The sequence below is a fragment of the Variovorax jilinensis genome (genome assembly GCF_030316885.1).
Lineage (GTDB): Bacteria > Pseudomonadota > Gammaproteobacteria > Burkholderiales > Burkholderiaceae_C > Variovorax > Variovorax jilinensis.
This window is the reverse complement of sequence record NZ_JASZYQ010000003.1, coordinates 384,696-409,475: the sequence shown is the minus strand read 5'-3', so window position 1 is coordinate 409,475 and position 24,780 is coordinate 384,696. Positions and strand designations below refer to the sequence as shown.

Below are 24,780 nucleotides of genomic sequence, written 5' to 3'. Positions count from 1 at the left end.
ATTTTCGTCATGACCCAAGCATTGTCCCGCTACGCACGCGTGCTCTCCATCGCCGGCTCCGACAGCGGCGGCGGCGCCGGCATCCAGGCCGATCTCAAGACCTTCGCGGCTCTCGGCTGCTACGGCATGACGGCGATCACGGCACTCACGGCGCAGAACACGCTGGGCGTGTCGGGCATCCACGGCGTGCCGCCGGCCTTCCTGAAGGCGCAGATCCAGGCCGTGGTGGAGGACATCGGCGTCGACGCGGTCAAGCTCGGCATGCTGCATGCGCCCGAGGTGGTCGAGGTGGTGGCCTGGGCCATCGACCACTACCGGCTGCCCAACGTGGTGCTGGATCCCGTGATGGTCGCGACCAGCGGCGATCGGCTGATCGCGGCCGACACCGTGAGCGTGCTGGTGCGCGAGCTGTTTCCGCGCGCGGTGGTCGTGACCCCGAACCTCGACGAGGCGGCCCTGCTGGTCGGGCACGCGATCGACGGCGTCGATGCGCTCGACGGCGCCGCCAGCGAACTGCTGGCGCTGGGCGCCCGCGCGGTGCTGCTCAAGGGCGGCCATCTGCCGGGCGACGACGTGGTCGACCTGCTGGCCGAAGCCGGCGGCGAGCGCCTGCGGCTGTCGTCCGCGCGCATCGCGAGCCGCAACCTGCACGGCACGGGTTGCACGCTGTCTTCGGCCATCGCCGCCCACCTGGCGCTGGGCCTCGCGCTGCCGCAGGCGGTGGAGCGGGCGCGCGGCTACGTGGTGGCCGCCATGGAGGCCGGTGCGCAGGTGCAGGTGGGCCGCGGGCACGGTCCGCTCAACCACGGCTTTGCGCCAGTGCCGAGTGTCCGCCTGCCGCTCGCGGCCGCGTGACCATGGCGAGCACGAAGGTGATCGCGAGCGTGGGCAGCGCCGAGCCCCACTGAGGCGCCCAGGCCGCGCAACCGTGATAGATCGCGATGCCGGCAATCCAGATGCCGGCGGCGGCGAAGTCGATGCGACGGCTGCCGACCGGCACCGGCGCGCTGCCCGTGCCCAAGCGGCCGAGGATCACGCCGTACAGCGGTACGAAGACCGAGCTCAGCAGCAGCAGGAAGGGCTCGAGCGAATGCATAGGCAGCACCAGCGCGAAGGCGATGCAGACGGTGCACAGCAGCAGGCCCCAGCGCCGCACGCTCCAGCGGGGCTGCAGGCTGTGGGCCGAGACCGAGCCCGAATAGACGTCGCCGTAAGCGTTGTCGAGTTCGTCGATCAGAATCAGGCCCAGCGCCACCAGCCCGCCCTGCGCCAGCAGCAGCGCGGCGACCAGGTTGGTGCCCGGTTCGGCCACGCTCACCACCATCACGCCCAGCGCATAGCACCAGATATTGGCCAGCACGTAGCCGATCCAGGTGCCGGTGAAGGCACCGCCCGGGCCGCCCGCGCTGCGCTTGCCGTGGCGTGCGTAGTCGGCCACCAGCGGCAGCCAGGACACGGGCATCGCGATCACCAGGTCGAGCGCGCCGAACATGCCCATGCTGCCGTCACCGGGCCGGCTCCAGAAGGCCTCCAGGCCCTTGGCATGCAGCCGGGTCGCGAACTGCCAGGTGAGCCAGGCCAGCGACAGCACCACCAGCGGCAGCCCGAAGCGGGTCACGAAGCGCCGCACCAGCTTGACCATCGAGCCGGCCAGCAGCGCCAGCAGCACCGCGCCCCACAGCAGCGTCGTCACCAGCGTGCCGAGCGGGCCGCCGAGCTGCCAGCCGAAGGCCTGGCCACCGATGGCCTGCGTGCCCTCGCGCATGATCACGATCTCGAAGGTGGTCCAGCCGATCAGCTGAACGATGTTGAGCAGCACGGGCAGGCGCGCGAAGGCGCTGCCGTAGGTGGCGTTCATGAGGCCGGCGCTGGCCAGGCCGCTTTCGCAGCCGACGCGCGCGGTCCAGGCCAGCAGGCCGGCGCCGATGGCCGACCCCAGCACGATCGCCATCAGGGCGTCGCGCGTGCCCACGGCGGGCACCAGGTAGGCACCGATCTGCATCACGAGCAGTCCGACGCCGAGGCTGAACCACAGCGCCATGTGGTCGCGCATCTGGAACACGCGTGCCGATTCGCGCAGCGGCGTCAGGGCTTCGTTGGCGCCGGTCGGCGCCGAAATGTCTTCGTTGGTGATTGCCATCCAATTGCTCCACGCAAATGTTTGGCAGGTGGGCGAGGCCGGCGAAAGAAGTGCCGCGCGAGAGAACGAGGCGATCACCGGACCGGCTTCCCTGCGCGAGGATTAACTCAGCCCCGCGCGGCATGGCCTTGCGGAACTCCGGCCTTCGCCCTTCGCGACGCATGCTTGCGCGCGCAAAGGCCGTCGGCCGAACAGGTTCAAAGGGTGTTTTCTCAGCGGGCCCGGCAGAACCGGGCTCGCACCCCTAGCGAGCGAGCATTGTAGGCGCGAGGGCGGCCGGGGCAAGCCCGGCGCGCGCGCGCCGACGGCTCAGCTGACGCCAGGCGAGCGCCAGCAGCTGGAACGCGATGCGGCGATGGCGAGGGCCAGCAGCAGGCCCGCCGCCACGTCGAGCGGGAAATGCATGCCCATGTGGATGCGGGCCCAGCCCATGGCGAGCGCCAGCGTGAACACGGCGACACCTGTGCGGCGCAGGGCAGGGCGCAGACAGAGCACCAGCGCCACCGTGAACATCACGCTGGCGTGCGCGCTGGGCAGCGATCCGCGGGCGCCGTGGCCGCCGTAGTTCGGGCTCAGCCCGGCCATGAAGGGCCGAGGCATCGCGATGGCGTCGGCCAGTGCATGGGCCATGAGCGAGGCGACCCCGGCTGCACACAGGACGGCCACCGCGTAGCCGCGTTGCGCGGGCTGGCGCCATGCGGCGAGGCCCAGCAGGCCCGCGCACAGCCATGAGGCTGCGGCGACGATGAGGCCGGCGCTCCAGAGCCACGGCGAGCTCGGTGCGTGGCCCGCCGAAAGCCACTGGAAGAGCGCGATGTTGACCTGCTGCATGGCAACAGATCGTAGGAAGCGCGCATGTCGGCAGCATGAACTCCCGGTTCACGCTGGGTTCAGGATCGGATCAGTGTGCAACGCCGAGCAGGGCGTGCAGCCGCGTGCTGGTGGTCGTGTATTGAAGGGGGATCGACTTGTCCGGGAACACCAGCGCCGCTGCACCCCAGGCGGCCAGGGTGGCTTCGTGGAAGCCGCAGACGATGAGCTTCTTCTTGCCCGGGTAGGTGTTGATGTCGCCGACCGCAAAGACGCCGCGCTCGCGGGTCTCGAACTTCTCGGTGTCGACCGGGACCTGCTTGCGCTCGAGCGCCAGGCCCCAGTCGGCGATCGGCCCGAGCCGCGGCGAGATGCCCAGGCAGCCGACCAGCGCATCGAAGGGCAGGCCGAGTGTCGCCGCGTCGGGCGTCGCGATCTGCAGCGTGCTGTCGTCGAAGGCCGTGGGCTGTCCGATCGCGAGCTGCAGCGCGCCGGCCGCGACCTGCGCGCGCATCTCGGCGACCGTGGCCTCCTCGGCCTGGAAGACGTCGCGCCGGTGCAGCAGCGTGACCCGGCCCGCGAGCGGGAGCAGCGCCAGTGCGGTGGCCAGTGCGGCATCGTCGCCGCCCTGCACGATCACCTGCTGGCCTGCGAAGCGCTCGAGCGCCTCCGGGTGATAGAAGAGCCGGCTGCCTTCGAGGCGTTCGATGCCGTCGAGCGCGATGCGCCGCGGGACGAAGGCGCCGACACCGGCCGCGATGAACACCGTGCGGGCCAGGAAGGCGCTGTCGAGCGTGGTGGTGAGCAGGAACCGGCCGTCTTCCTGGCGCGCCAGCGTCGCAACCTGCTGCTCGAGATGGAAGCCGGGCCTGAACGGCGCAACCTGCTGCAGCAGCGCTTCGGCGAGGCCGCGGCCGGTGGTGACGGGTGTGCCGGGAATGTCGTAGATCGGCTTGTCGCCGTAGAGCGCCACGCATTGGCCGCCGGCGCGCGGCAGCGAATCGACGATCTGGCAGGAAATCTCGAGCAGGCCGAGCTGGAAGGCCTGGAACAGGCCGACGGGCCCCGCGCCGATGATCAGCGCATCGGTCTCGATCGGGGCTGCCGGCGTGCTCAGCGCACCAACTCCCCGATCTTGTCGGTCTTGTCCTTCCACTCCTCGGCGTCGGGCAGGGCGGGCTTGCGCTTGGTGATGCTCTTCCAGCCGTCGGCCAGCGCCAGCTCGGCGTTGATCTTGATGAAGGCGAGCTGGTTGGCCGGCAGGTCTTCCTCGGCGTAGATCGCATTGACCGGGCACTCGGGAATGCAGACCGCGCAGTCGATGCATTCGTCCGGGTCGATCACCAGCATGTTCGGCCCCTCGCGGAAACAATCGACCGGACACACGTCGACGCAATCGGTGTATTTGCAGCGGATGCAGGATTCGGAGACGACGTGGGTCATTTTCTGGAACGAGGGAAAAGATCGGGAAAACCCCGAATTTTAAAGCTTTGCGGCCGCAGGCCGCACGAGCACGGCAGCAGCGGTCCGGTGGGAGGCCGTATCGACCAGGATCAGCGAGCCCAGCGCGCGCGACTGCGCGAAGGGCAGCACGGCCAGCGGCTGCTGCAGGGCCAGCATCACGTCGCCGATGGCATTGGCCTCGAGTTGGTCGGTCGGCTCGGCCTCGAGCGTCGTGATGTTGACCCGGTCGACGATGCGCGCCACCTTGGCCTTGACCCAGCGATGGCCCTGCAGCGCCCAGTACACGCGGCCGGCCACCAGCGGCTCGTCGTCGAGCCAGGCGACCGTGGCCGTGATCTCGCGCACCGGCTCGAAGGCGTCGGGCGCCAGCAGCCAGTCGCCGCGCGAGACGTCGAGTTCGCGGTCGAGCACGATGCCCGCGCTGTGGCCCGCATGCACCGCCTTGGGGGCGCGCGTGTGGCTCAGCACCTGGGCCACGGTGGCGTGCTGGTTGCCCGGCAGCACCGAGATGCGCTGGCCCGGCTCGACGTGGCCGCTCGCCACCCGGCCCCAGAAGACGCGCCGGCCGCGCGAGGTGTCGGCCGAGGCCGAGAACTTCTCGACCCACTGCACCGGGAAGGCGAAGGGCACGGCCTCGTCCTGCGCCGTGACCGGCAGCCCTTCGAGCAGCTCGAGCAGGCTGGGGCCCGAATAGCCGGCCCAGGCCGGATGCCGCGAGGCCACGTTCCAGCCCTTGAGCGCCGAGATCGGCACCGTGGCCGCGACCTGCACGCCGGCGGCTTCGGCAAAGTCGGCCAGCGCGCCCGAGATGCGTTCGAAGGCCAGCTCGGCGTCGTCCATGGCGTCGAGCTTGTTGACCGCGAAGACGATCGACTGCACGCGCAGCAGGTGGCACAGCAGCGTGTGGCGGCGGGTCTGCGGCAGCAGCGCACGCTGCACCACCTCGCCATCGCCGACCTCGCCGGCCCAGGCCAGCTTGGTGGCGTCGACCAGCACCACGGCCGCGTCGGCGCTCGAGGCAGCCGTGACCATGTTGCGCGTGTACTGTTCGTGGCCCGGCGCATCGCCGATCACGAACTTGCGGCTGGCGGTCGAGAAATAGCGGTAGGCGACGTCGATCGTGATGCCCTGCTCGCGTTCGGCCGAGAGGCCGTCGGTGAGCAGCGCCAGGTCGGTCTCGCCGCCGCGCTGCACGCCGGCCAGCTGGTCCTGCAGCACGGTCTTGCTGTCGACCAGCAGGCGCCCGATCAGCGTGCTCTTGCCGTCGTCGACGCTGCCGCAGGTGATGAAGCGCAGCGCGGCGCCGGTTTCGGCCTGCTGGCCGGATGCTGCCGGGGAAGTCGTGGTCGTCATCAGAAATAACCGTCTTTCTTTCTCTTTTCCATGGACGCCTCGGAGGTCTTGTCGTCCATGCGCGTGGCGCCGCGCTCGCTGACGTCGGCGGCCAGCGTCTCGATCACGACGTCGCCCGCATCGGCCGCGAGGCTTTCCACCGGGCAGGTGCAGGTGATGTCGCCGACGGTGCGAAAGCGCACGTCGCGCAGTTCGACCTGTTCGCCGTCGCGCGGCGGCGTGAGTTCGGTCACCGGCACCAGCAGGCCGCGGCGCTCGATCACCTCGCGCTTGTGCGTGTAGTAGATCGAGGGCAGCGCGATGTTCTCGCGCTCGATGTACTGCCAGACGTCGAGCTCGGTCCAGTTCGAGATCGGGAACACGCGAAAGTGCTCGCCCGGTGCGAGGCGCGTGTTGAACAGCGTCCACAGCTCGGGGCGCTGGTCCTTGGGCTGCCATTGGCCGAAGCTGTCACGGTGCGAGAAGATGCGCTCCTTGGCGCGCGCCTTCTCCTCGTCGCGGCGGGCGCCGCCGATCAGCGCGTCGAAGCGGAATTCCTCGATCGCCTCGAGCAGCGTGACCGACTGGTGCACGTTGCGCGATTCGCCCGGGTGCGCCAGGCGCACCGTGCCGCGCTTCATCGAATCCTCGACGTTGCGCACGATCAGCTCGGCACCGAGCTCGGCGGCGCGGGCATCGCGAAAGGCCGTCACCTCGGGAAAGTTGTGGCCGGTGTCGATCATCAGCAGCGGATACGGAATGCGCCCGATGCCGAACGCCTTCTCGGCGCACTTGAGCAGCACCAGCGAATCCTTGCCGCCCGAGAACAGCAGCGTCGGCCGCTCGAACGAGGCCGCGACCTCGCGCAGGATGAAGATGGTCTCTTCCTCGAGCGCATCGAGCTGGGTATTGGACAGGCGCGCGAGCGACTGTGCGGTATGCAGAAGCTCGGGTTCGGTGCGGGCGTTCATGGAATGGGGCGCTCAGGAAATGTTCGGAATGCGGCGGAAGACGTGGTCAGTGCGAGAGATGCAGGCCGCATTCGCGGTTGTCCTCGCCCTTGGTCGGATCGACGTAGTCGAAGTTGTTCGGCAGGCCGTGGGCCTGGCAGTAGTCGTGCAGGTCCTTCGAGGACCAGTGCAGCAGCGGCGCGACCTTGATCAGGCCGTCGGGGTTGACGCTGACCGGGTCCATCTGCGCGCGCACCGCGGTGTCGGTGGCGCGCAGCGCGGTGAACCAGACCTGCGGCGCCGTCTTGCGCAGGGCACGCGCGAAGGGCTCGAGCTTGACCTCCTCGGTGAAGGCAGCGTGGCGCGGATCGTCGAGCGCCGGTGTCGGGCCCTCGACCGCTTCGCGATGGGCGCGCGAGCGCCGCGGCACGAAGATGCGCAGGTCCAGCTTCAGCAGCTTCGTCACCTCGTCGGCGAAGCGGTAGGTGGCCTCGGTGTTGTAGCCGTTGTCCATCCAGACCACCGGCACCTGGGGATTCGCGCGCGTGACCATGTGAAGGATCACCGCCTCGAAGGGCCTGAAGTTGGTGGTGACGATCGCCGGCCGGCCCAGGCCGACGGCCCAGTCCACGAGGCCCTCGGCGTTGCGGCCGAGCGTGGCGTTGACGTGTGCGAGATCGATGCTCATGGGGCGGTGTTCCGGTGGGGCGGCTCGTCGGCGATTCGCTCAGGCGCGCTTGAAGATCGGCGTGGCCTGCACCGCATCGCCCTGGTAGAACGCGGCGAAGCGGTCGAACTGGCGCTGCGCCGCGGAAGCGTCCACGCCTTCCTTCAGCACCGCGCTCGAGAAACCCGTGCGCTGCATCTGCACCAGCTGGTCGATCAGCACGTCGCCGGTGGCGCGGATGTCGCCCTTGAAGCCGAGCCGGCGGCGCAGCAGGAAGGCCTGGCTGTAGGCGCGGCCATCGGTGAATTTCGGGAAGTCGAGGTCGATGCGCTCGATGTCGTCGAGGCAGACCTCGATCGCCAGCGGATCGGCATCGTTGGGCAGCTGCAGCACGGTCGGCTCGCCGTTGTCGATGTGGTCCTCGGCCGCGACCAGCGTCAGGGTCTTGTTCATGCCGACACCTCGACCTTGAAGCGGGCGCCGTTGGCGGCGGCCTTGAAGGGTTCGGGGCCGACCCGCCGCAGGGCGTCGATGAAGGTCTCGCCGGCCTGGCGCGTGTCGCGGTAGGTGGTGAGCACGGCCTCGATCACGTCGGGCACCTCGGCCGCCGAGAACGACGGACCGACCGCCTTGCCGGCCTGCGGCGCACCGCTGAGCAGCGAGCCGTCGGAGCCGCCGAGCGTGACCTGGTACCACTCCTTGCCGTCCTTGTCGACGCCCAGGATGCCGATGTGGCCGCTGTGGTGGTGGCCGCAGGAGTTGATGCAGCCGCTGATGTGGAGGTCGATCTCGCCGAGGTCGTCGAGCTCGTCGAGGTCCTGGTAGCGCTCGGTGATGGCTTCGGCGATCGGGATCGAGCGCGCATTGGCCAGCGCGCAGAAGTCGCCGCCGGGGCAGGCGATCATGTCGGTCAGCAGGTGCACGTTGGCGCTCGCGAAGCCGGCCTCGCGCGCGTTGAGCCACAGCGCATGCAGGTCCTCGGCGTGCACCCAGGGCAGCAGCAGGTTCTGGTCGTGCGTGACGCGCACCTCGCCGGCGCTGAATCGGTCGGCCAGCGAGGCAGCGATGTCGAGCTGGTCGGCCGAGGCGTCGCCGGGCGCCTGCAGGCGGCGCTTGAACGACAGCGTGACCGCGCGCAGCGCGGGATTCTGGTGCGCCGCCACGTTGCGCGCCAGCCAGCGCGCGAACATCACGTCGTCGGTGGCCTGGGCGCGCAGATCGGCATCGGTTTCCTCGGCGCTGCGGAACACGCGCGTGGCGAGCGTCGGCGGCACGAAGGAGGCGCTCACGCGGTCGAGCTCGGCCTGCGTGATGGTGTGCGGCGCGCCGTCGTGCTCGATGACCTGCTTGTATTCGGCCTCGACGTCGTCGATATAGCGCTGGCCCTCGGCCTTGACCAGGATCTTGATGCGGGCCTTGTAGATGTTGTCGCGCCGGCCGTAGCGGTTGTAGACCCGGATCACCGCCTCGAGGTAATTCATGATCTGGTTCCAGGGCAGGAACTCGCGCAGCACGGTGCCGATGATCGGCGTGCGGCCCATGCCGCCGCCCACCTGGACCCTGAAGCCCAGTTCGCCGGCCTCGTTCCTGATGAGGTGCAGGCCGACGTCGTGCCAGCCGGTGGCGGCACGGTCCTCGGTGGCGCCCGTAATCGCGATCTTGAACTTGCGCGGCAGGAAGGCGAATTCGGGGTGCAGCGTGCTCCACTGCCGCATGATTTCCGCGAAGGGCCGCGGGTCGGCGATCTCGTCGTCGGCGATGCCGGCGCGTTCGTCGCTCGTGATGTTGCGGATGCAGTTGCCGCTGGTCTGGATGCCGTGCATGTCGACCGAGGCCAGCAGGTCCATGACGTCGGCCGACTTCGCCAGCGGAATCCAGTTGTACTGGACGTTCTGGCGCGTCGTGAAGTGGGCGTAGTGGGTCGGCAGCTTCTGGGTGCCCAGCTTGCCCTGGGTGGCCAGGGCCGTCTTGTAGACCTCGGCCTCGGGCTCGTCGTACTCGCGTGCGATCTTCGCGAGCACGCGCAGCTGGCGGCTCGACAGTTCGCCGTAGGGCACGGCCACGCGCAGCATCGGCGCGTAACGCTGGACATACCAGCCGTTCTGCAGCCGCAGCGGGCGGAATTCGTCCTCGGCGAGCTTGCCGCTCTGCCAGCGCTCGAGCTGGTCGCGGAACTGGGCCGCGCGCAGGTGCACGAACTGGCGATCGAAATCTGTGTATTGGTACATCGTGTGTCAGTTGCAGAAAGGCGCGTCCACCCATCGAAACGAGGGTGGAATGTAGAAGCGAGCCTTATGGAAACAAACTATTTTTTGATTCGCGCCTTATGCGGATAAGCTTATTCGCCAGTCCCCATGCGGGTTTGCGGGCGTTCGACAGGCATTTCCGGATAAGGGAGAAATCGGCGCAAGGCGCTCGATTCTAGGAAAGGGCGCCGGGCGCCGCACGGTGCCCGCAGGTCAGAACGAGCCGAACGCGGTGCCGAGCACGATCACCGCGACCAGCGCGATCAGCGCGCCCACGATGCCGACCATCACGATGTCGAAGTAGCTCTCGCGGTGCTTGGTGCCGCAGACCGCGAGCAGGGTCACGACCGCGCCGTTGTGCGGCAGGCTGTCGAGCGTGCCGGCGCCGATCACCGCCACGCGGTGCATCAGGGCCGGGTCGAGGCCGGTGGTGGCCGCCAGTTCCATGAAGGTGCCGCCCAGCGCATCGAGCGCGATCGTGAGGCCGCCCGAGGCCGAGCCCGTGAGCGCGGCCAGGATGTTGGTCGACAGCGCCAGCGACACCAGCGGGCCACCCTCGATGCCGAGCACCCATTCGCGCACCAGCTCGAAGGCCGGCAGGGCGGCCACGACGGCGCCGAAGCCGACCAGGCTCGCCACCCCGACCACCGGCAGCACCGACGCATTGGCGCCGGCATCGACCGTGGCCCGCAGCGAAGGCAGCCGCTTCCAGTTCAGCGCCACCAGCACCAGCATCGCGGCGGCCAGCGCCACCAGCACGGCCCAGACGCCGCCCACGCTGGCCAGCGTGATGCCGCCGAAGCGCGGCTCGGCCAGGTATTCGGTGTCCATGCGGGGCAGCACGACCAGCGCCATCAGCAGGTTCACCAGCACCACCACCACCAGCGGCGCCAGCGCCACGACGATGCCGGGCGTGCCGCCGCCATGCTCGCCGTGCTCGATCTCGGCCGGGTCGAAGGTGCTCGCGGTGGTCGCGCGCTCGCGCACCACCGGGTCTTCGGCGGCCTCGACGTAGGCGTTGGCGCTCGCCACGCCGTAGCTTTCGCCGGCGGCACGTGCACGGGCCTCGGCGCGTTGCAGCCACCACATGCCGAAGCCCAGCATGATGGCCGAGGCGATCAGCCCCAGGCCGGGCGCCGCGAAGGCGGTGGTGCCGAAGAAGGGCATCGGGATCGCATTCTGGATGGCGGGCGTTCCCGGCAGCGCGGACATCGTGAAGGTCGAGGTGCCGAGCGCGATCGCGGCCGGCATCAGGCGCGCCGGGATGTTGGCGGCGCGAAACAGCGCCTGCGCCATCGGTGCGAGCACGAAGAAGGCGACGAACAGGCTCACGCCGCCGTAGGTGACGAGCGCGCCAGCCAGCACCACCGCGAGCATCGCGCGCTTGGCGCCCAGCTTCTCGGTCATGAAGGCCGCGATGGTCTGCACCGAGCCGCTGTCGTCCATCAGCTTGCCGAATACCGCACCGAGCAGGAACAGCGGGAAGAAGCTGGCCAGGAAGCCGGCGGCCGAGCCCATGAAGGTCTGGGTCCAGTGGGCCAGCAGCGGCTCGCCCGCGAACAGCGCCGCGATCAGCGCTGCGATCGGCGCCAGCACCAGCACGCTCCAGCCACGGTACGAGAGCCAGATGAGAAGGCCGAGGCCGAGGAAGATGCCGGCGAGTCCCATGCTCAGACCCCTTCGAGCAGGGCGTCGAGGTCGAGCGTCGATCGCTTGCCGATGTCGCCCTTGTGGGCATCGATGAAGGCCTGGGCCGAGCGACGGCCCTCGTCGCGCAGCTTGCACAGGAAGGGCCACTCGGAAATCATCTTCGACGAGGCGGCGAGATCCAGCATGGCGTCGGTGGCGATGCGATGGATGCGCATGCGGGCCCAGGCGGCGCCTTCGCCGTGGCCCGGGTCGGCCACCTTGCGCAGCAGGGCGATCATGCGCAGCTCCTTGAGCAGCGGCGAATTGAAGGACAGCTCGTTGAGCCGGTTGGCGATCTCGCTGGCCGTGCGCGGAAGGCCGGGACGCTCGATCGGATTGATCTGGACCAGGAAGGTGTCGCTCGACTGGCATTCGCGGATCAGCGGCGTCATCGTGGGATTGCCCGCATAGCCGCCGTCCCAGTAGGGATCGCCGTCGATCTCGACCGCATGGAACATGGTGGGCAGGCAGGCCGAGGCGAGCAGCACGTCGGGCGTCATCTCGGCATTGCGGAACACGCGGCCACGGCCGGTGCGCACGTTGGTGGCCGTGACGAAGAGCTTGATCGGCGAGTCCGCGAGGCGCTCGAAATCGATCAGGTCCGACAGGATGCCGCGCAGCGGATTCATGCCGCGCGGATTGAGGTCGTAGGGCGACCACAGGCGCGTCATGAGGTCGGCCGCCATGTAGGCCGGCGAGTTCTCGAGGCTCCAGGTGCCGGTCATCATGTCGACCCAGGCCCGCTTGAAGGGGCTGTACCTGGCGGCCTCGGAGACGCCGCGCCAGAAGTCGTCGAGCGACTTGCGCGCGCCCTCGGCGCCGCCGGCCGCGTAGCCCGACACCAGCGCTGCCGCGTTCATCGCGCCGGCCGAGGTGCCCGAGATGCCGTCGATGCGCACCGAGGGTTCCTCGAGCACGCGATCGAGGACGCCCCATGTGAAGGCGCCGTGCGAGCCGCCTCCCTGAAGCGCGAGGTCAATGGGAACGACTTTCAAGGCTGACTCCTGGATTCCGGGACTTAGGGTTTCATCCTATATCGAACAGGTGACGCGTCTGAAGCGGTAAGAACAAGCGCATCTGTCAGCTTCACGCAAGCTGCGTGCCACAGGCCTAGCCCGAGACGCGCCGCACGGCCACGCTGGCCTCCAGCCCCTCGTAGGCGCCCGCCTCGCCGAACCAGCTGCCCGAGATCGGCGCGGCCAGCGCGGGGTCGCGCGCGACGCCGACCCGGATCAGCTGGGTGCTCGACATCAGGTTGTTGGTGGGATCGAAGGCCACCCAGCCGGCTCCGGGCAGGTAGGCGTGCAGCCAGGCGTGGGTGCTGCCCGAACCCGTGACCGGCTGGCCGGGCTCGGCTGCAGCGGCTGCAGCGCCGTCGCCGCCCTCGGCCTCGCCGGTGTCGAGCGCGGCATCGTAGAGGTAGCCCGAGACGAAGCGCGTGGCGATGCCGAGCCGGCGCGCCGCCTCCATCATGAGCAGCGCGTAGTCGCGGCAGCTGCCGCTGCCCAGCGTGAGCGTCTGCAGCGGCGTCTGCGTGCCTTCCTCGTCGCGCGCGGCATAGCGCAGGCTCTGGCCGATGTGCGCATTCATGCGCGTGAGCACCTCGCGCGTGCTGTTGGGCTGGTCGGTGTGCAGGAACTGGTGGGCCCAGCGGATCAGCGTGCCGTCGGGGTCGTCGTGATGGGGCCGCAGGTAGTGCTCGAGGTCCAGCCTCTCCTCCAGCGAATAGGCGAAGGGCAGCACCTCGGCCGAGGGGTCCAGCGCCAGTTCGTCGGGCGGCGTCGGCACGTGCTCGATCGTGAACGAGCAGACGATGCGCAGCTCGGTCGCCTCGCCCATCGGCTGCACCAGCGCGACCGAGTTGGAGTGCGGGTCCTGGATCATCCGCACGTGGGCTTCGGGACTCACCTGCAGGTCGGTTGCCAGCACGCGCAGGTCGTGGCTGTCGCGCGGACGGAACATCACGCGGTGCAGCCCGAAGCTGACCGGCGTCTTGTAGCGGTAGACGGTGGTGTGGGTGATGTCGTAGACGATGGGCATGCCCGATTGTGGCCGGGCACGGGCTCGCCTCGATGGAGGATGCGCGCGCCGGCTCCGCATCGTGAAATGGGAGCGTTCCGCACGCGATGCAGGGAGGACAGCCATGGACAAGGAGGCCAGATCCATCACCGGCGGCCTGCCCGCCAACGGCCTGATCGCAGTACTGCTGCTGGCCACGGGCGCCTTCTTCGTGCGCGACATCCCGCTCGAGGCGAACCGGCCACCGGCGGGCGACCAGCGCATCGAGCAGCATTTCTCGCTGCAGGACATCGATGCACGGCTGTGGCAGGACCCCTTCGGCGCCATCGCCAAGGGCCGCGCCGAGGCGGCGAAGAAGAAGCCCGCCGCCGAGCTCGCCACCGCCGACCTGGAGCGCACGGCCGAGAACCTGGCGGGTGCGATCCGGCAGCGCAAGGGCAGCGTCGAGATCCTTGCCGTGATGCTCGGCAGCGGCCCCTATGCCGAGAACGTCGAGAGCCGCCGGCGCACGCGCTACGCGGTGCTGGCGGGGCTCAACGCGAGCGGCTATGCACCGCTCGACAACGAGCACCTGGGCTACTTCCTGCCGCGCCCCGGCCCCGGCCCGGCCGAGCGCCAGCAGGAGGTCGTGCCCTACGAGTGGTTCGAGCCCGCGGCCGACATGCGCGCGCGCGCGGGCGACAGGCCGCGCCCGAAGGTGCTCGTGCTGTGGCTGCAGAGCGAGGCCTTCGCCGAGCGCCCGCTGCAGCGCATGAAGGCGCTGACCGCACCCTTCGAGCCGGCTCGGGTGCGCTGGCGCGTGCTCGGCCCCTGGGGCTCGGACGGTCTCAAGGCGATGATCGAGGAGGTCTCCGAGCCCGAGCACCAGCGCGCCGCGGCGGCCGCGATGCGGGTCAGCTACTACTCGCAATATGCGACCGTCCCCGACCGGACCCTGCTCGACCATCGCGCCGACGGCGTCGGCGTCACCGTGTCCTCCTACCTGGCCGACAAGGGCGTTTCCCTGGTGCGCACCATCGGCGACGACGCCGGGCTGGTCGACGCCATGGCGCGCGAGCTGGTGAAGCGCGGGCTCGTGGCCCACCCGCTCGAGCCCGATGCGAATGGCGAGAGCGCGGGCGGCTACGTGGCCGTCTGCCGCCCCCGCACCGCGCGCGAGGGCACGGCGCCGAGCCACATCGCGGTGGTGGCCGAGTGGGACACGCTCTACAGCCGCAGCCTGCGGCGCGCCTTCATGCCGACGAAGGAGCGCAACGGCTTCTGCGTGGAGCGCTTCAACTACGTGCGCGGCCTCGACGGCCAGCTGCCCGCGAGCGGCGGTGGCGATGCCGCAGCCGGGCAGGGCGACGGCACCAAGGCGCCGTCCGACAAGGACGCCGCCACGCGCCGCAAGGACGGCACCTTCGTCGAGCGCGCCGAGGGCCAGAGCCAGTTCGACTACCTGCGCCGGCTGGCGGTGCAGATGCACGTGCAGGATGCGCGCGTGCGCAAGACCAGCTCCGACGGCCTGGGCCTGCGCGCCATCGGCGTGCTCGGCAACGACGTGCACGACAAGCTGCTGGTGCTGCAGGCCCTGCAGCCGGAATTTCCGAACGCGATCTTCTTCACCACCGATCTCGATGCCCGCTTCCTGCATCCGCGCGAGCAGGCCTGGACCCGCAACCTGCTGGTGGCCTCGAACTTCGGGCTCGGCCTCGTGTCGCGCCTGCAGGGCGGCGCGCCGCCGTTCCGCGACAGCTACCAGACCTCGGCATTTTTTGCCACCCGGCTCGCGATGGACGATGCGCAGCGGGCGGGCGCCAGCGCGCCGGGCGGCGCCGCCGACGACCTGGTGCAGGGCGGCATCTCGCAGGCCGAGGTCCGCAAATGGTTCGAGCGCCCGCGCATCTTCGAGATCGGCCGCACCGCGGCCTTCGACTTCAGCGAGCCCGACGACCGGCCCTGCGTCGAGCGCGACTGGGTCGCCTGCGAACGCATCCATCCGGGCGGCTCGCCGCGCTATCCCGAACCGCGCCGGCCGTTGCTCGTGCTGCTGATGAGCCTCGCGGTGGCCGCGCTGTGGGCGCCGGCACTGCTCTTCAATCGCGCCGGGCGCGCGGGCCTGGCGCGCTTTCTCACCGGTTCGCCCCAGCCGTCCGTGCGCCTGCTGCGCTGGGGCGCGCTGGCGGTGGCGCTGCTGCTGCTGCAGGTGGCGCTGCCGTACGGCATGGCAACGCAATGGAAGGACTTCGCCGACTGGCTCACGCGCGACGGCAAGCCGCTGGTCGCCTTCGAGGGCATCAGCCTGTGGCCGACCGAGGGCATCCGGCTGTTCACGCTGCTGCTGTGCCTGTATCTGCTGTCGCGCTGCTGGACCATGCTGGACCGCAACCTCGACGACATCAGCCGCCGCTTCCGGCTCGGCCGCACGCGGCGCGAACTGGTCGCGGAGCAGCGCGCGGTCGACCGCGCGCTCCCGTGGTGGGAGCGTCTCGCCTGCATGTTCTCGCTCGCCTTCGTGCCGCGCACCGGCCGTGCCACCCAGGGAGGCCACGGCATGCCGGCCGCCGCGCTCGATTTCTGGAAGCGTCACATCGTGCAGAACCGGATCTCGGCGCGCATGGTGCGCAGCAGTGCCTACGTGCTCGTGATGTTCGGCTTCAGCTACCTGCTGCTGCAGGCGCTCGGCGAGGATCTCTTCGTGCCGCATCGCGGCGAGCTGTCGCGTCGGCTTCACACGCTGCTGCTGGTGCCCGCGGTGATCGCGATGTACTACCTCGAGTTCTTCGTGGTCGACGCCACCACCCTGTGCGTGGGCTTCGTCGCCGGCTTGCGCCAGCAGCCTGCCAACTGGCCGCCTTCGACCATGCAGGCCTTCCAGTCGCAGCTCGGCGTGCCGAAGGCATTTCTCGACAGCTGGATCGACCTGCAGTTCGTCGCCATGCGCACGCGCTGCGTGACGCGACTGATCTACTACCCCTTCATCGTGCTGTCGCTGCTGCTGCTGTCGCGCAGTGCCGCCTTCGACGACTGGTTCATGCCGACCAGCACCATCGTGCTGGCGGCGGCGGGCGCTGCGATCGCGGTCGGCTGCGCGCTCGCGCTGCGGCTCGCGGCCGAGGCCTCGCGCCGCAATGCGCTCGAGCTGATCCGCGATGCGCTGATGCGCGCCAGCGCGGCGCCGCCGCAGCGCGATCCGCTGGCCGCGGCCGACGATCCCACGGCCGAGCAGCTCAGGCTGCTGCATGGGCGGGTGGAGGCCTTGAACGAAGGCGCGTTCGCGCCTTTCTGGCAGCAACCGCTGCTCAAGGCCATCCTGCTGCCCTTCGCGACCCTGGGCGGATCGACGCTGCTCGACTACATGGCGCTGGCCAACCTCTGAGCGACGACACGCTCGGTGGCGAGGGCCTGCGCCAGCCTGGCAGGCAGCGGCAGCGGCTCGCCGTGCCAGCGGGCCGCCAGCAGTTCGGCGCACAGGGCCGCGAAGCTCAGGCCGCGCGAGCCCAGCGCGGTGCACAGCCAGATGCCTTCGGGGTCGTCGGGGGCCAGCGGTCCGACCAGCGGGCGCCGGTCGGCCGAGGCGCAGCGCACGCCGGTCCAGGGCGTCGTATGCCCGGCCTCGAACTGGGCGCTGACCTGTGCCGCCGCGAGCGGCAGCAGGCGAGCCAGGCGCTCGCGATTGAAGTCGGTATCGGCGGCGCGGGGTTGCATGTCGATGCTGTCGCGGTCGAAGGTCGCACCCGCGAACCACATCGGCCCTTGCGGGCCCGGCACGCCCGCGATCAGGTGGCCGTCGCCGTTCACGGGTGCCTCCGGCAACTGCATGGCGGCGTCGATCTCGCCGCCGTCGACCTGTCCGCGAACCGGCTGCAGCGGCATGCCGGACGCCAGGGCACCGCTCTCGAAGCCGGCCGCGACCACGACCCGGTCGGCCTCGGCCAACGGTCGGCCGGCGGCATCGCGCACGGTCCAGCACGAGGCCGTGCCGGCCTCGCCGCGCTCGATCCGAGCCACCCGCGCACCGAGGCGCACGGTGATCCCGGGCTGCGCGAGCCACGATTCGATCAGCCGCGCCGGCACCACCCAGCCGGCTCGCGCATGCCAGAGTGCGCGCGCATCCGGTGGCAGTCCGGCGGCGTGCAGCCGGGCCGCATCGGCATGCCAGCTTTCGTTGGCGCCATCCGCGCACCAGTGGGCCGGCAGCCGGTCGTCGCCCTCGGCGCGGCGCTCGAGCACGCCGCTGGCGCGCCAGTCGCGGCCCTCCACGAGCTGCTGTTCGAGCTGCTGCCAGGTCGCGCGAACGCCGGCCCGCGTGAGCCGCGAGAGCAGGGCGTCGTCGGGCGAGACGTGCGGCGCCAGCAGCCCGGCCGGCAGGCTGGAGGCACCGGCCGCGGGCCGGTCGGCGCCATCCAGCACTTCCACCTGCCAGCCTCGGCGCGCCAGGCTGGACGCCACCGCGGCACCCGCCAGGCCGGCGCCGATCACGACGCAGCGCCCGGGCGACACCTTCTGCGGCTCGGGCGCGCGCCGGCGCGGTTCCCAGGCCGGTGCGAACTCTCCCTGCAGGCAGTCGCGCTTGGGTGGCAAGCCCCGCGCCTTGACGAGCGCAAAGCCGTTCTGCGCCAGCGCGTCGCAGACGGCGCGCGCGATGGTCCAGGTCGCCAGGCGCGTGCCGCGGCGCGCGAAGCGCGACAGGGCCTTGAGCGTGTCCGGCGACCACATGGCGGGGTTGCGCTGCGGGCTGAAGCCGTCGAGGAACAGGCTGTCGGCCTCGAAGCGCTGTGCGCGCAGCATGGCCTGCACATCGCCGATGCACAGCGTGAGCAGCACCCGGCCCTCATCGAACGCGAGCCGATGGAAGCCCGGCAGGAGCCCATGCCATTGCGCGGCCAGGACCTCGGCCAGCGGCCGCAGCTCGGGGTAGGCGAGGGCGGCCCGAAGCAGGTCCTCGCGCGACACCGGGTGCGCCTCGATCGACACGAAGTGCAGCAGCCGCGCGCGCTGCGGGTCATCGCGCCAGGCGCGCCAGACAGTCAGGAAATTGAGGCCGAAACCGAAGCCGGTTTCGAGAATCCGCCATTGCGGTGCGCAAGCCCAGGCTGCCGGCAGGCCGCAGCCGCCGAGGAACACATGGCGGGCCTGGGCGGCGGCGCCGCTTTCGGTGTGGTAGATGTCGTCGAAGCGCGCGCTGCGCGGAATGCCGTCGGCGCGCCATTCGACGGGCTCAGCCATGGGCCGCGCGGAAATCTGCGATGTGGTCGTTCAGGCCGCGGGCGGCGGCACGTAGCCCTGCACCGCGTCGGCGCCGTCGCCGAAGAAGTGCTTTTCCATCTGCCGCGCGAGGTACTGGCGAGCCCGCGCATCGGCAAGGTTGAGCCGGTTCTCGTTGACCAGCATCGTCTGCTGCTTGAGCCACGCGGCCCAGGCTTCCTTGCTCACGCTTTCCCACAGTCGCTTGCCGAGTTCGCCCGGATAGGGGGGGAAGTCGAGCCCTTCGGCTTCCTTGCCGAGCTTGATGCACTGGACCATGCGTGCCATAGATGCCTGCCTTATGTGGGTTGTCTTAGTTGATTTGGTTATTTGGAACTGAGAACTCGGTCGTTCGCGATTCCATATGCCGTATTCAGAATACGTGGCTTCAGCTTCATGCCTTTTACGAGCACAAGACCATGCGCCTCCGCCGCGACTTTATCAAGCTTTCCCTCGCTGCCGCCTTCACGGCCGGCATCGCCCTGACGGCTGTGCCGTCGTTTGCGCAGGGCGTGACCCTGCTCAATGTTTCCTACGACCCGACGCGCGAGCTCTACGTGGACTACAACAAGGCCTTCGCCGCCTACTGGAAGGGCAAGACCGGCCAGGACGTGACGATCAAGCAGTCGCACGGCGGCTCGGGCAAGCAGGCGCGCTCGATCATCGACGGCCTCGACGCCGATGTCGCGACGCTGGCACTGGCGGGCGACGTCGACGCGCTGGTCACCAACGGCGGCCTGCTCAAGGCGGATTGGCAGAAGCGCCTGCCGCACAACTCGGCGCCCTACACCTCGACCATCGTCTTCCTCGTGAAGAAGGGCAATCCCAAGGGCATCAAGGACTGGGACGACCTCACCAAGGCCGGCGTGCAGGTGATCACGCCCAACCCCAAGACCTCGGGCGGCGCGCGCTGGAACTACCTCGCGGCCTGGGAATTCGCCAAGCGCAAGTACGGCAGCGACGACAAGGCGAAGGAATTCGTCGGCAACCTCTACAAGAACGTGCCGGTGCTCGACACGGGCGCCCGCGGCTCGACCATCACCTTCGTGCAGCGCGGCGTCGGCGACGTCCTGCTGGCCTGGGAAAACGAGGCCTACCTCGCGCAGAAGGAGTTCGGTGCCGACAAGTTCGACATCGTGGCGCCGTCGATCAGCATCCTGGCCGAGCCCTCGGTGGCGGTGGTCGACAAGGTGGTCGACAAGAAGGGCACGCGCGCCGTGGCCGAGGAATACCTCAAGTACCTGTACTCGGACGAGGGCCAGGACGTGGCGGGCCGCAACTACTACCGTCCGACCTCGGACAAGGCCAAGGCCAAGTACGCGAACCAGTTCCCCAAGCTCACGCTGTTCACGATCGACGACGCGTTCGGCGGCTGGGGCAAGGCCGACAAGGTGCACTTCGCCGACGGCGGCACCTTCGACCAGATCTACCTGGCCAAGCAGAAGTAAAGCGCGAGCCGGCTCCCGATGTCCGTTCTCCTGATTGCCGGCAGTCCCTCGGCGCCCTCGCGTTCGGCGGTGCTGCTCGATGCGGTCGCCGCCCGCCTGGCCCTGCGCGAAGTGCCGGTCGAGCGGCTCGCGATCCGCGAGCTGGCGGCCCATGCGCTGCTGCTCGGCGAGGCTTCGCATCCGTCGGTGCAGCACGCGGTCGAGCAGCTGCGGCGTGCCGACGTGATCGTGATCGCGACGCCGGTCTACAAGGCGGCCTACAGCGGCGTGCTCAAGGTCTTTCTCGACCTGCTGCCGCAGTCGGCGCTCAAGGGCAAGACCGTGCTGCCGCTGGCCACCGGCGGCAGTCCGCACCACATGCTGGCGCTCGACTACGCGCTGCGGCCGGTGCTGCAGTCGCTGGCGGCGCGTCATATCCTGCCCGGCGTCTACGCCACCGACGGCCAGGTCACGCTGCAGCCCGAGGGCGCCTACCAGCTGCAGGCCGATCTGGCCCAGCGGCTCGACGATGCGGTCGAGACGCTGGCCAGCGAAGGGCTCCGGCTGCCGCCGACCTGGGGCTTCGAACCGGTCGATTTCGCCCAGGTGCGATGTAGCGTCTGACGCCTCCGCCGGCGGCGCCCGGTCGCCGCTTCCGATTTTTCATCCCGGTCCCGAAACGAAATCGCCGCCGAGCGGCGCGGGGCAACCCTTGCCTGAAAGAAACCCAATGCGACCCGTTCTCACCGTTCATGCATCCGGCCGTCGACGGCTGATCCAGGGCGCCGCCGCGGCCCTGGCGCTACCATCGCTCTCGGCGCTGGCCCAGCCCCAGGCACCGGCGCGCACGCTGCGCATCGGCAACCAGAAGGGCACGCTGAGCCTGCTCAAGGGCCGCGGCACGCTCGAGAAGCGGCTGGCCCCCCTGGGCGTCACGGTCAAGTGGACCGAGTTCACCGCCGGACCGGTGCAGCTCGAGGCGCTCAACGTCGGCTCGATCGACTTCGGCGACGTCGGCGAGGCGCCGCCGATCTTCGCGCAGGCCGCCGGTGCGCCGCTGGCCTACGTGGCGGCCACCGTTCCGCGGCCGCAGTCCGAGGCGGTGCTGGTGCCGAAGACCTCCGCGATCCAGTCGGTCAAGGACCTGAAGGGCAAGAAGGTCGCGCTCAACAAGGGCAGCAACGTCCATTACTTCCTGGTCAAGCTGCTCGAGAAAAACGGCCTCTCGTACAGCGACGTCAACGTCGTTTTCCTGCCGCCCTCCGATGCGCGCGCCGCCTTCGAAAAGGGCTCGATCGACGCCTGGGTGATCTGGGACCCGTTCCTCGCCGCAGCGCAGAAGACGCTCGACGCCCGCGTGCTCGCGGATGCCACCGGCGTGGTGGGCAACCGCGCCTTCTACTTCTCGTCGCTCGACTATGCGGCGAAGAACGCCGACGTCATCAAGATCCTCATCGAGGAAATCGACCGCGTCGATCAGTGGGGCCAGGCCAACCGCGGCGCCTTCGCGGCCGAGCTGGCTGCGCTGTGGGGCCTGCCGCAACCGGTGGTCGAGCTGTCGGTGTCGCGCAGCCAGTTCGGCACCGGGCCGATCACCAAGGCGATCCTCGGCGAGCAGCAGCAGATCGCCGACACCTTCCTCTCGCTCGGGCTGATCCCCAGGAAGATCAACCTGCTCGAGGCAGCCGTCTGAAGTTTCCCATGCAAGTCTTCTGGTTCCTCCCCACCCACGGCGACAGCCGCTACCTCGGCACCACCGAGGGCGCGCGCAAGGTCGACCTCGAATACCTGCAGCAGATCGCCGGTGCCGCCGACTCGCTCGGCTACGAAGGCGTGCTGATCCCGACCGGGCGCTCCTGCGAAGACCCGTGGGTCATCGCCTCGAGCCTGATCGGTGCCACCCGGCGGCTCAAGTTCCTGGTCGCGGTACGCCCCGGGCTGCACCAGCCGAGCCTGGCCGCGCGCATGGCCGCGACCTTCGATCGCCTGTCAGGCGGCCGCCTGCTGGTGAACCTGGTCACGGGCGGCGACCAGGCCGAGCTCGAGGGCGACGGCGTCTACCTCGACCATGCGGCACGCTACGAGCAGTCGGCCGAGTTCATCCGCATCTGGCGCGAGATCATCGCGCGCAGCCACGACGGCCAGGCCCTGGACTACGAAGGCAGGCACCTGAGCGTGAAGGGCGCCAAGCTGCTGTTTCCGCCGGTGCAGCAGCCGTACCCGCCGGTCTGGTTCGGCGGCTCGTCGGCCGCGGCGCACGACCTCGCGGCCGAACAGGTCGATGCCTACCTGACCTGGGGCGAGCCGCCGGCCGAGGTGGCGAAGAAGATCGCCGACGTCCGCGAGCGCGCGGCCAGCCACGGCCGCAGCGTGAAGTTCGGCATCCGCCTGCACGTGATCGTGCGCGAGACCGAGGACGAGGCCTGGCGTGCGGCCGAATCGCTCATCAGCCGGGTCGACGACGAGACCGTGGCGCGGGCGCAGGCCGCCTTCGCGCGCATGGATTCCGAAGGCCAGCGCCGCATGGCCGCGCTGCATGCAGGCGGCACCCGCCGCACGCGCGAGGCGCTCGAGATCAGCCCCAACCTGTGGGCCGGCGTCGGGCTGGTGCGCGGCGGTGCCGGCACCGCACTGGTCGGCGATCCGAAGACCGTGGCGGCGCGCATCGAGGAGTACGCCGCGCTCGGCATCGACAACTTCATCCTATCGGGCTATCCGCACCTCGAGGAGTCCTACCGCTTCGCCGAACTGGTGTTCCCGCTGCTGCCGCGGAAGCACCGCCCGGGGCTGCCGGGGCAGGTGCTGAGCGGCCCGTTCGGCGAAGTGGTCGCCAATCTCGACGCGCCCTCGCGGCTGCAGTCGCAAAGCTGAGGCCACGCCATGACCGAACAAGTACAGGCCCTTCCGCTGCAGGCACCTTCGCTCGGCGGCGCCAAGGCCTTCGTGCTCGGCGTCGGCCGCCGCCTCGTGCCATGGCTGGTGCCGGTGGCGCTGATCGCCTTCTGGCAGATCGCCTCGTCGCTGGGCTGGCTCTCCACCCGCGTGCTGCCGGCACCGATCGAGGTCGTGAAGGCGGCGTGGAAACTCACCGCTTCGGGCGAACTCTGGACCCACGTGAAGATCAGCGCCGGCCGGGCGCTCGCGGGTCTGGCCATCGGCGGCGGCCTGGGGCTGCTGCTCGGCCTCCTGACCGGCTCCGTCAAGTTCTTCGAGACCCTGCTCGACTCGACGCTGCAGATGGTGCGCAACATCCCTGCACTGGCGCTGATCCCGCTCGTGATCCTGTGGTTCGGCATCGACGAGTCGGCCAAGCTGTTCCTGATCTCGGTGTCGGTGTTCTTCCCGATCTACCTCAACACCTTCCACGGCATCCGCAACGTCGATCCGCAGCTGATCGAGATGGGGCGCACCTATGGCCTCACCCGCTGGCAGCTCTACAAGGAAGTGATCCTGCCGGGCGCGGTGTCCTCGATCCTCGTGGGCCTGCGCTTCTCGCTCGGCCTGATGTGGGTGATCCTGATCGTGGCCGAGACCATCTCGGCGCAGTCGGGCATCGGCTACCTGACGATGAACGCACGCGAATTCCTGCAGACCGACATCGTGCTTGTCGGCATCCTGCTGTACGCGCTGCTCGGCAAGCTGGCCGACCTGCTGGCGCGCGGCCTCGAGCGCTGGTGGCTGCGCTGGCATCCCGCCTATGGAGGAGCTTCCAAATGAGTGCCGTGCTTCAACCCGCACCGCGTCCCGAATCGCCAGCGGGCGTCCATCTCGAGATCCAGGGCTTGTCGAAGAGCTACGGCGATCGCGAGGTGCTGCGCAACACGCAGCTCGACATCGAGCCCGGGCAGTTCATCGCCATCGTCGGCCGCAGCGGCTGCGGCAAGAGCACCCTGCTGCGGCTGGTGGCGGGCCTCGAGCCGGCGACCGCCGGCACGCTCAGCACCGACGGCCGGCAGGTCGACGGCCTGCACGACGACACGCGGATCATGTTCCAGGAGGCGCGCCTGCTGCCCTGGCGGCGCGTGCTCGACAACGTCGCGCTGGGCCTGTCCGAGGCGGGCAGGGCGCGCGGCGCCGAAGTGCTGGCCCAGGTGGGCCTGGCGGAACGCGCGGGCGAATGGCCGGCGCGACTCTCGGGCGGACAGCGCCAGCGGGTTGCACTGGCACGCGCCCTGGTGCACCAGCCGCGTCTGCTGCTGCTCGACGAGCCGCTCGGCGCCCTGGATGCGCTGACGCGCATCGAGATGCACCGCCTGATCGAGAGCCTCTGGCAGCAGCACCGCTTCACCGCGCTGCTGGTCACGCATGACGTGCAGGAAGCGGTGGCGTTGGCCGACCGCGTGATCCTGATCGAGGACGGCCGCATCGCGCTCGACGAGCACATCACGCTCGCGCGGCCGCGCTCCCAGGGCGATGCGGCGTTCGCGGCCATCGAGAAACGCATCCTTGACCGCGTGCTGCAGAAGCCCGGCCAGCCCGACTCCGACATCGAGCCTGCCAACGACACCCACTGGACCGACGGCCCGGCACATCTGCTGCGCTGGGCGCTCTGATCCACCCCCTTTTCATCCCACCCATCAGGAGTCTTCCATGTCCATTCAAGCCATCAACGTGCGCAACCAGTTCAAGGGCAAGGTGCGCGAAATCATCCGTGGCGACGTCGTGTCCGAGGTCGATGTCGAGACCGCATGGGGCATCGTGACCTCGGTCATCACGACCCGCTCGGTCGACGAACTGCAACTGAAGCCGGGGTCGGACGTGGTCGCGCTCGTGAAGTCGACCGAGGTCTCGATCGCCAAGCTCTGAG

23 protein-coding genes are annotated in these 24,780 nt (G+C 69.7%); 9 read left to right on the top strand and 14 right to left on the bottom strand.

Annotated features, from left to right (window positions below; all coding sequences use genetic code 11):
* Positions 1-9 precede the first annotated feature (9 nt).
* Entirely contained in the window at positions 10-855 is an 846-nt protein-coding gene (gene thiD, locus QTH87_RS13410; RefSeq protein ID WP_286609629.1) for a bifunctional hydroxymethylpyrimidine kinase/phosphomethylpyrimidine kinase, read from the top strand.
* Here thiD and QTH87_RS13405 read toward each other — a convergent pair.
* From QTH87_RS13405 to QTH87_RS13350, 12 genes are all read right to left on the bottom strand, one after another.
* The gene (locus QTH87_RS13405; protein WP_286609627.1) at positions 800-2,140 is read right to left on the bottom strand and encodes a purine-cytosine permease family protein; all 1,341 of its coding nucleotides are present in this window, start codon (positions 2,138-2,140) and stop codon (positions 800-802) included. The two genes, thiD and QTH87_RS13405, sit on opposite strands and share 56 nt — an antisense overlap.
* Before the next feature lie 309 nt (positions 2,141-2,449).
* Positions 2,450-2,971 carry a phosphatase PAP2 family protein gene (locus QTH87_RS13400; protein ID WP_286609625.1) on the bottom strand — a complete coding sequence of 174 codons (522 nt, stop codon included), beginning with the start codon at positions 2,969-2,971 and terminating at the stop codon, positions 2,450-2,452.
* A 70-nt stretch (positions 2,972-3,041) separates the two neighbouring features.
* Positions 3,042-4,106, bottom strand: a complete 1,065-nt coding sequence (locus QTH87_RS13395) for an NAD(P)/FAD-dependent oxidoreductase (protein ID WP_286609624.1) — start codon at positions 4,104-4,106, stop codon at positions 3,042-3,044.
* Positions 4,064-4,393, bottom strand: a complete 330-nt coding sequence (gene fdxA, locus QTH87_RS13390) for a ferredoxin FdxA (protein WP_286609623.1) — start codon at positions 4,391-4,393, stop codon at positions 4,064-4,066. Before fdxA ends, QTH87_RS13395 begins: the two co-directional genes overlap by 43 nt.
* Before the next feature lie 39 nt (positions 4,394-4,432).
* Positions 4,433-5,767 carry a sulfate adenylyltransferase subunit 1 gene (locus QTH87_RS13385; RefSeq protein ID WP_286609621.1) on the bottom strand — a complete coding sequence of 445 codons (1,335 nt, stop codon included), beginning with the start codon at positions 5,765-5,767 and terminating at the stop codon, positions 4,433-4,435.
* Positions 5,767-6,717, bottom strand: a complete 951-nt coding sequence (gene cysD, locus QTH87_RS13380) for a sulfate adenylyltransferase subunit CysD (RefSeq protein WP_286609619.1) — start codon at positions 6,715-6,717, stop codon at positions 5,767-5,769. The genes QTH87_RS13385 and cysD overlap by 1 nt, the downstream gene beginning before the upstream one ends.
* Before the next feature lie 46 nt (positions 6,718-6,763).
* Entirely contained in the window at positions 6,764-7,384 is a 621-nt protein-coding gene (locus tag QTH87_RS13375; RefSeq protein ID WP_286609618.1) for a phosphoadenosine phosphosulfate reductase domain-containing protein, read from the bottom strand.
* Positions 7,385-7,423: 39 nt separating this feature from the next.
* Entirely contained in the window at positions 7,424-7,816 is a 393-nt protein-coding gene (locus tag QTH87_RS13370) for a DUF934 domain-containing protein (protein WP_286609616.1), read from the bottom strand.
* Positions 7,813-9,591 (bottom strand): nitrite/sulfite reductase, encoded by a 1,779-nt coding sequence (locus tag QTH87_RS13365; protein ID WP_286609615.1) that lies wholly within the window; start codon positions 9,589-9,591, stop codon positions 7,813-7,815. Before QTH87_RS13365 ends, QTH87_RS13370 begins: the two co-directional genes overlap by 4 nt.
* A gap of 231 nt (positions 9,592-9,822) precedes the next feature.
* Positions 9,823-11,277 (bottom strand): GntP family permease, encoded by a 1,455-nt coding sequence (locus tag QTH87_RS13360; protein WP_286609613.1) that lies wholly within the window; start codon positions 11,275-11,277, stop codon positions 9,823-9,825.
* A 2-nt stretch (positions 11,278-11,279) separates the two neighbouring features.
* Positions 11,280-12,293 (bottom strand): patatin-like phospholipase family protein, encoded by a 1,014-nt coding sequence (locus tag QTH87_RS13355; protein WP_286609611.1) that lies wholly within the window; start codon positions 12,291-12,293, stop codon positions 11,280-11,282.
* Between the two features lie 115 nt (positions 12,294-12,408).
* Positions 12,409-13,338: a transglutaminase family protein gene (locus QTH87_RS13350; protein ID WP_286609610.1), complete on the bottom strand. Its 930-nt coding sequence runs from the start codon at positions 13,336-13,338 to the stop codon at positions 12,409-12,411.
* Positions 13,339-13,441: 103 nt separating this feature from the next.
* Here QTH87_RS13350 and QTH87_RS13345 point away from each other — a divergent pair, with 103 nt between their 5' ends.
* A complete protein-coding gene (locus tag QTH87_RS13345; RefSeq protein ID WP_286609609.1) occupies positions 13,442-16,678 on the top strand; it encodes a hypothetical protein in 3,237 nt (1,078 codons plus the stop codon).
* Here QTH87_RS13345 and mnmC read toward each other — a convergent pair.
* Positions 16,654-18,528 carry a bifunctional tRNA (5-methylaminomethyl-2-thiouridine)(34)-methyltransferase MnmC2/FAD-dependent 5-carboxymethylaminomethyl-2-thiouridine(34) oxidoreductase MnmC1 gene (mnmC, locus tag QTH87_RS13340; RefSeq protein ID WP_286609607.1) on the bottom strand — a complete coding sequence of 625 codons (1,875 nt, stop codon included), beginning with the start codon at positions 18,526-18,528 and terminating at the stop codon, positions 16,654-16,656. The two genes, QTH87_RS13345 and mnmC, sit on opposite strands and share 25 nt — an antisense overlap.
* 30 nt (positions 18,529-18,558) lie before the next feature.
* Positions 18,559-18,834, bottom strand: a complete 276-nt coding sequence (locus QTH87_RS13335; protein WP_286609606.1) for an oxidative damage protection protein — start codon at positions 18,832-18,834, stop codon at positions 18,559-18,561.
* Between the two features lie 131 nt (positions 18,835-18,965).
* On the opposite strand from QTH87_RS13335, the gene QTH87_RS13330 reads away from it, so the two are divergent.
* From QTH87_RS13330 to QTH87_RS13300, 7 genes are all read left to right on the top strand, one after another.
* Positions 18,966-19,994, top strand: a complete 1,029-nt coding sequence (locus QTH87_RS13330; protein ID WP_286609605.1) for a sulfate ABC transporter substrate-binding protein — start codon at positions 18,966-18,968, stop codon at positions 19,992-19,994.
* Between the two features lie 18 nt (positions 19,995-20,012).
* Positions 20,013-20,597, top strand: a complete 585-nt coding sequence (gene ssuE, locus QTH87_RS13325) for an NADPH-dependent FMN reductase (RefSeq protein WP_286609603.1) — start codon at positions 20,013-20,015, stop codon at positions 20,595-20,597.
* Positions 20,598-20,703: 106 nt separating this feature from the next.
* Entirely contained in the window at positions 20,704-21,666 is a 963-nt protein-coding gene (locus QTH87_RS13320; protein ID WP_286609601.1) for a sulfonate ABC transporter substrate-binding protein, read from the top strand.
* An 8-nt stretch (positions 21,667-21,674) separates the two neighbouring features.
* On the top strand, positions 21,675-22,844 hold the full coding sequence (gene ssuD / locus QTH87_RS13315; RefSeq protein ID WP_286609599.1) for an FMNH2-dependent alkanesulfonate monooxygenase: 1,170 nt from the start codon (positions 21,675-21,677) through the stop codon (positions 22,842-22,844).
* A gap of 9 nt (positions 22,845-22,853) precedes the next feature.
* Positions 22,854-23,690, top strand: coding sequence for an aliphatic sulfonate ABC transporter permease SsuC (gene ssuC, locus QTH87_RS13310; protein ID WP_286609597.1), 837 nt, complete (start codon positions 22,854-22,856; stop codon positions 23,688-23,690).
* A complete protein-coding gene (locus tag QTH87_RS13305; protein ID WP_286609596.1) occupies positions 23,687-24,526 on the top strand; it encodes an ATP-binding cassette domain-containing protein in 840 nt (279 codons plus the stop codon). The genes ssuC and QTH87_RS13305 overlap by 4 nt, the downstream gene beginning before the upstream one ends.
* Positions 24,527-24,563: 37 nt before the next feature.
* A complete protein-coding gene (locus QTH87_RS13300; RefSeq protein ID WP_028250350.1) occupies positions 24,564-24,779 on the top strand; it encodes a TOBE domain-containing protein in 216 nt (71 codons plus the stop codon).
* The last annotated feature ends 1 nt before the right edge of the window (position 24,780 follow it).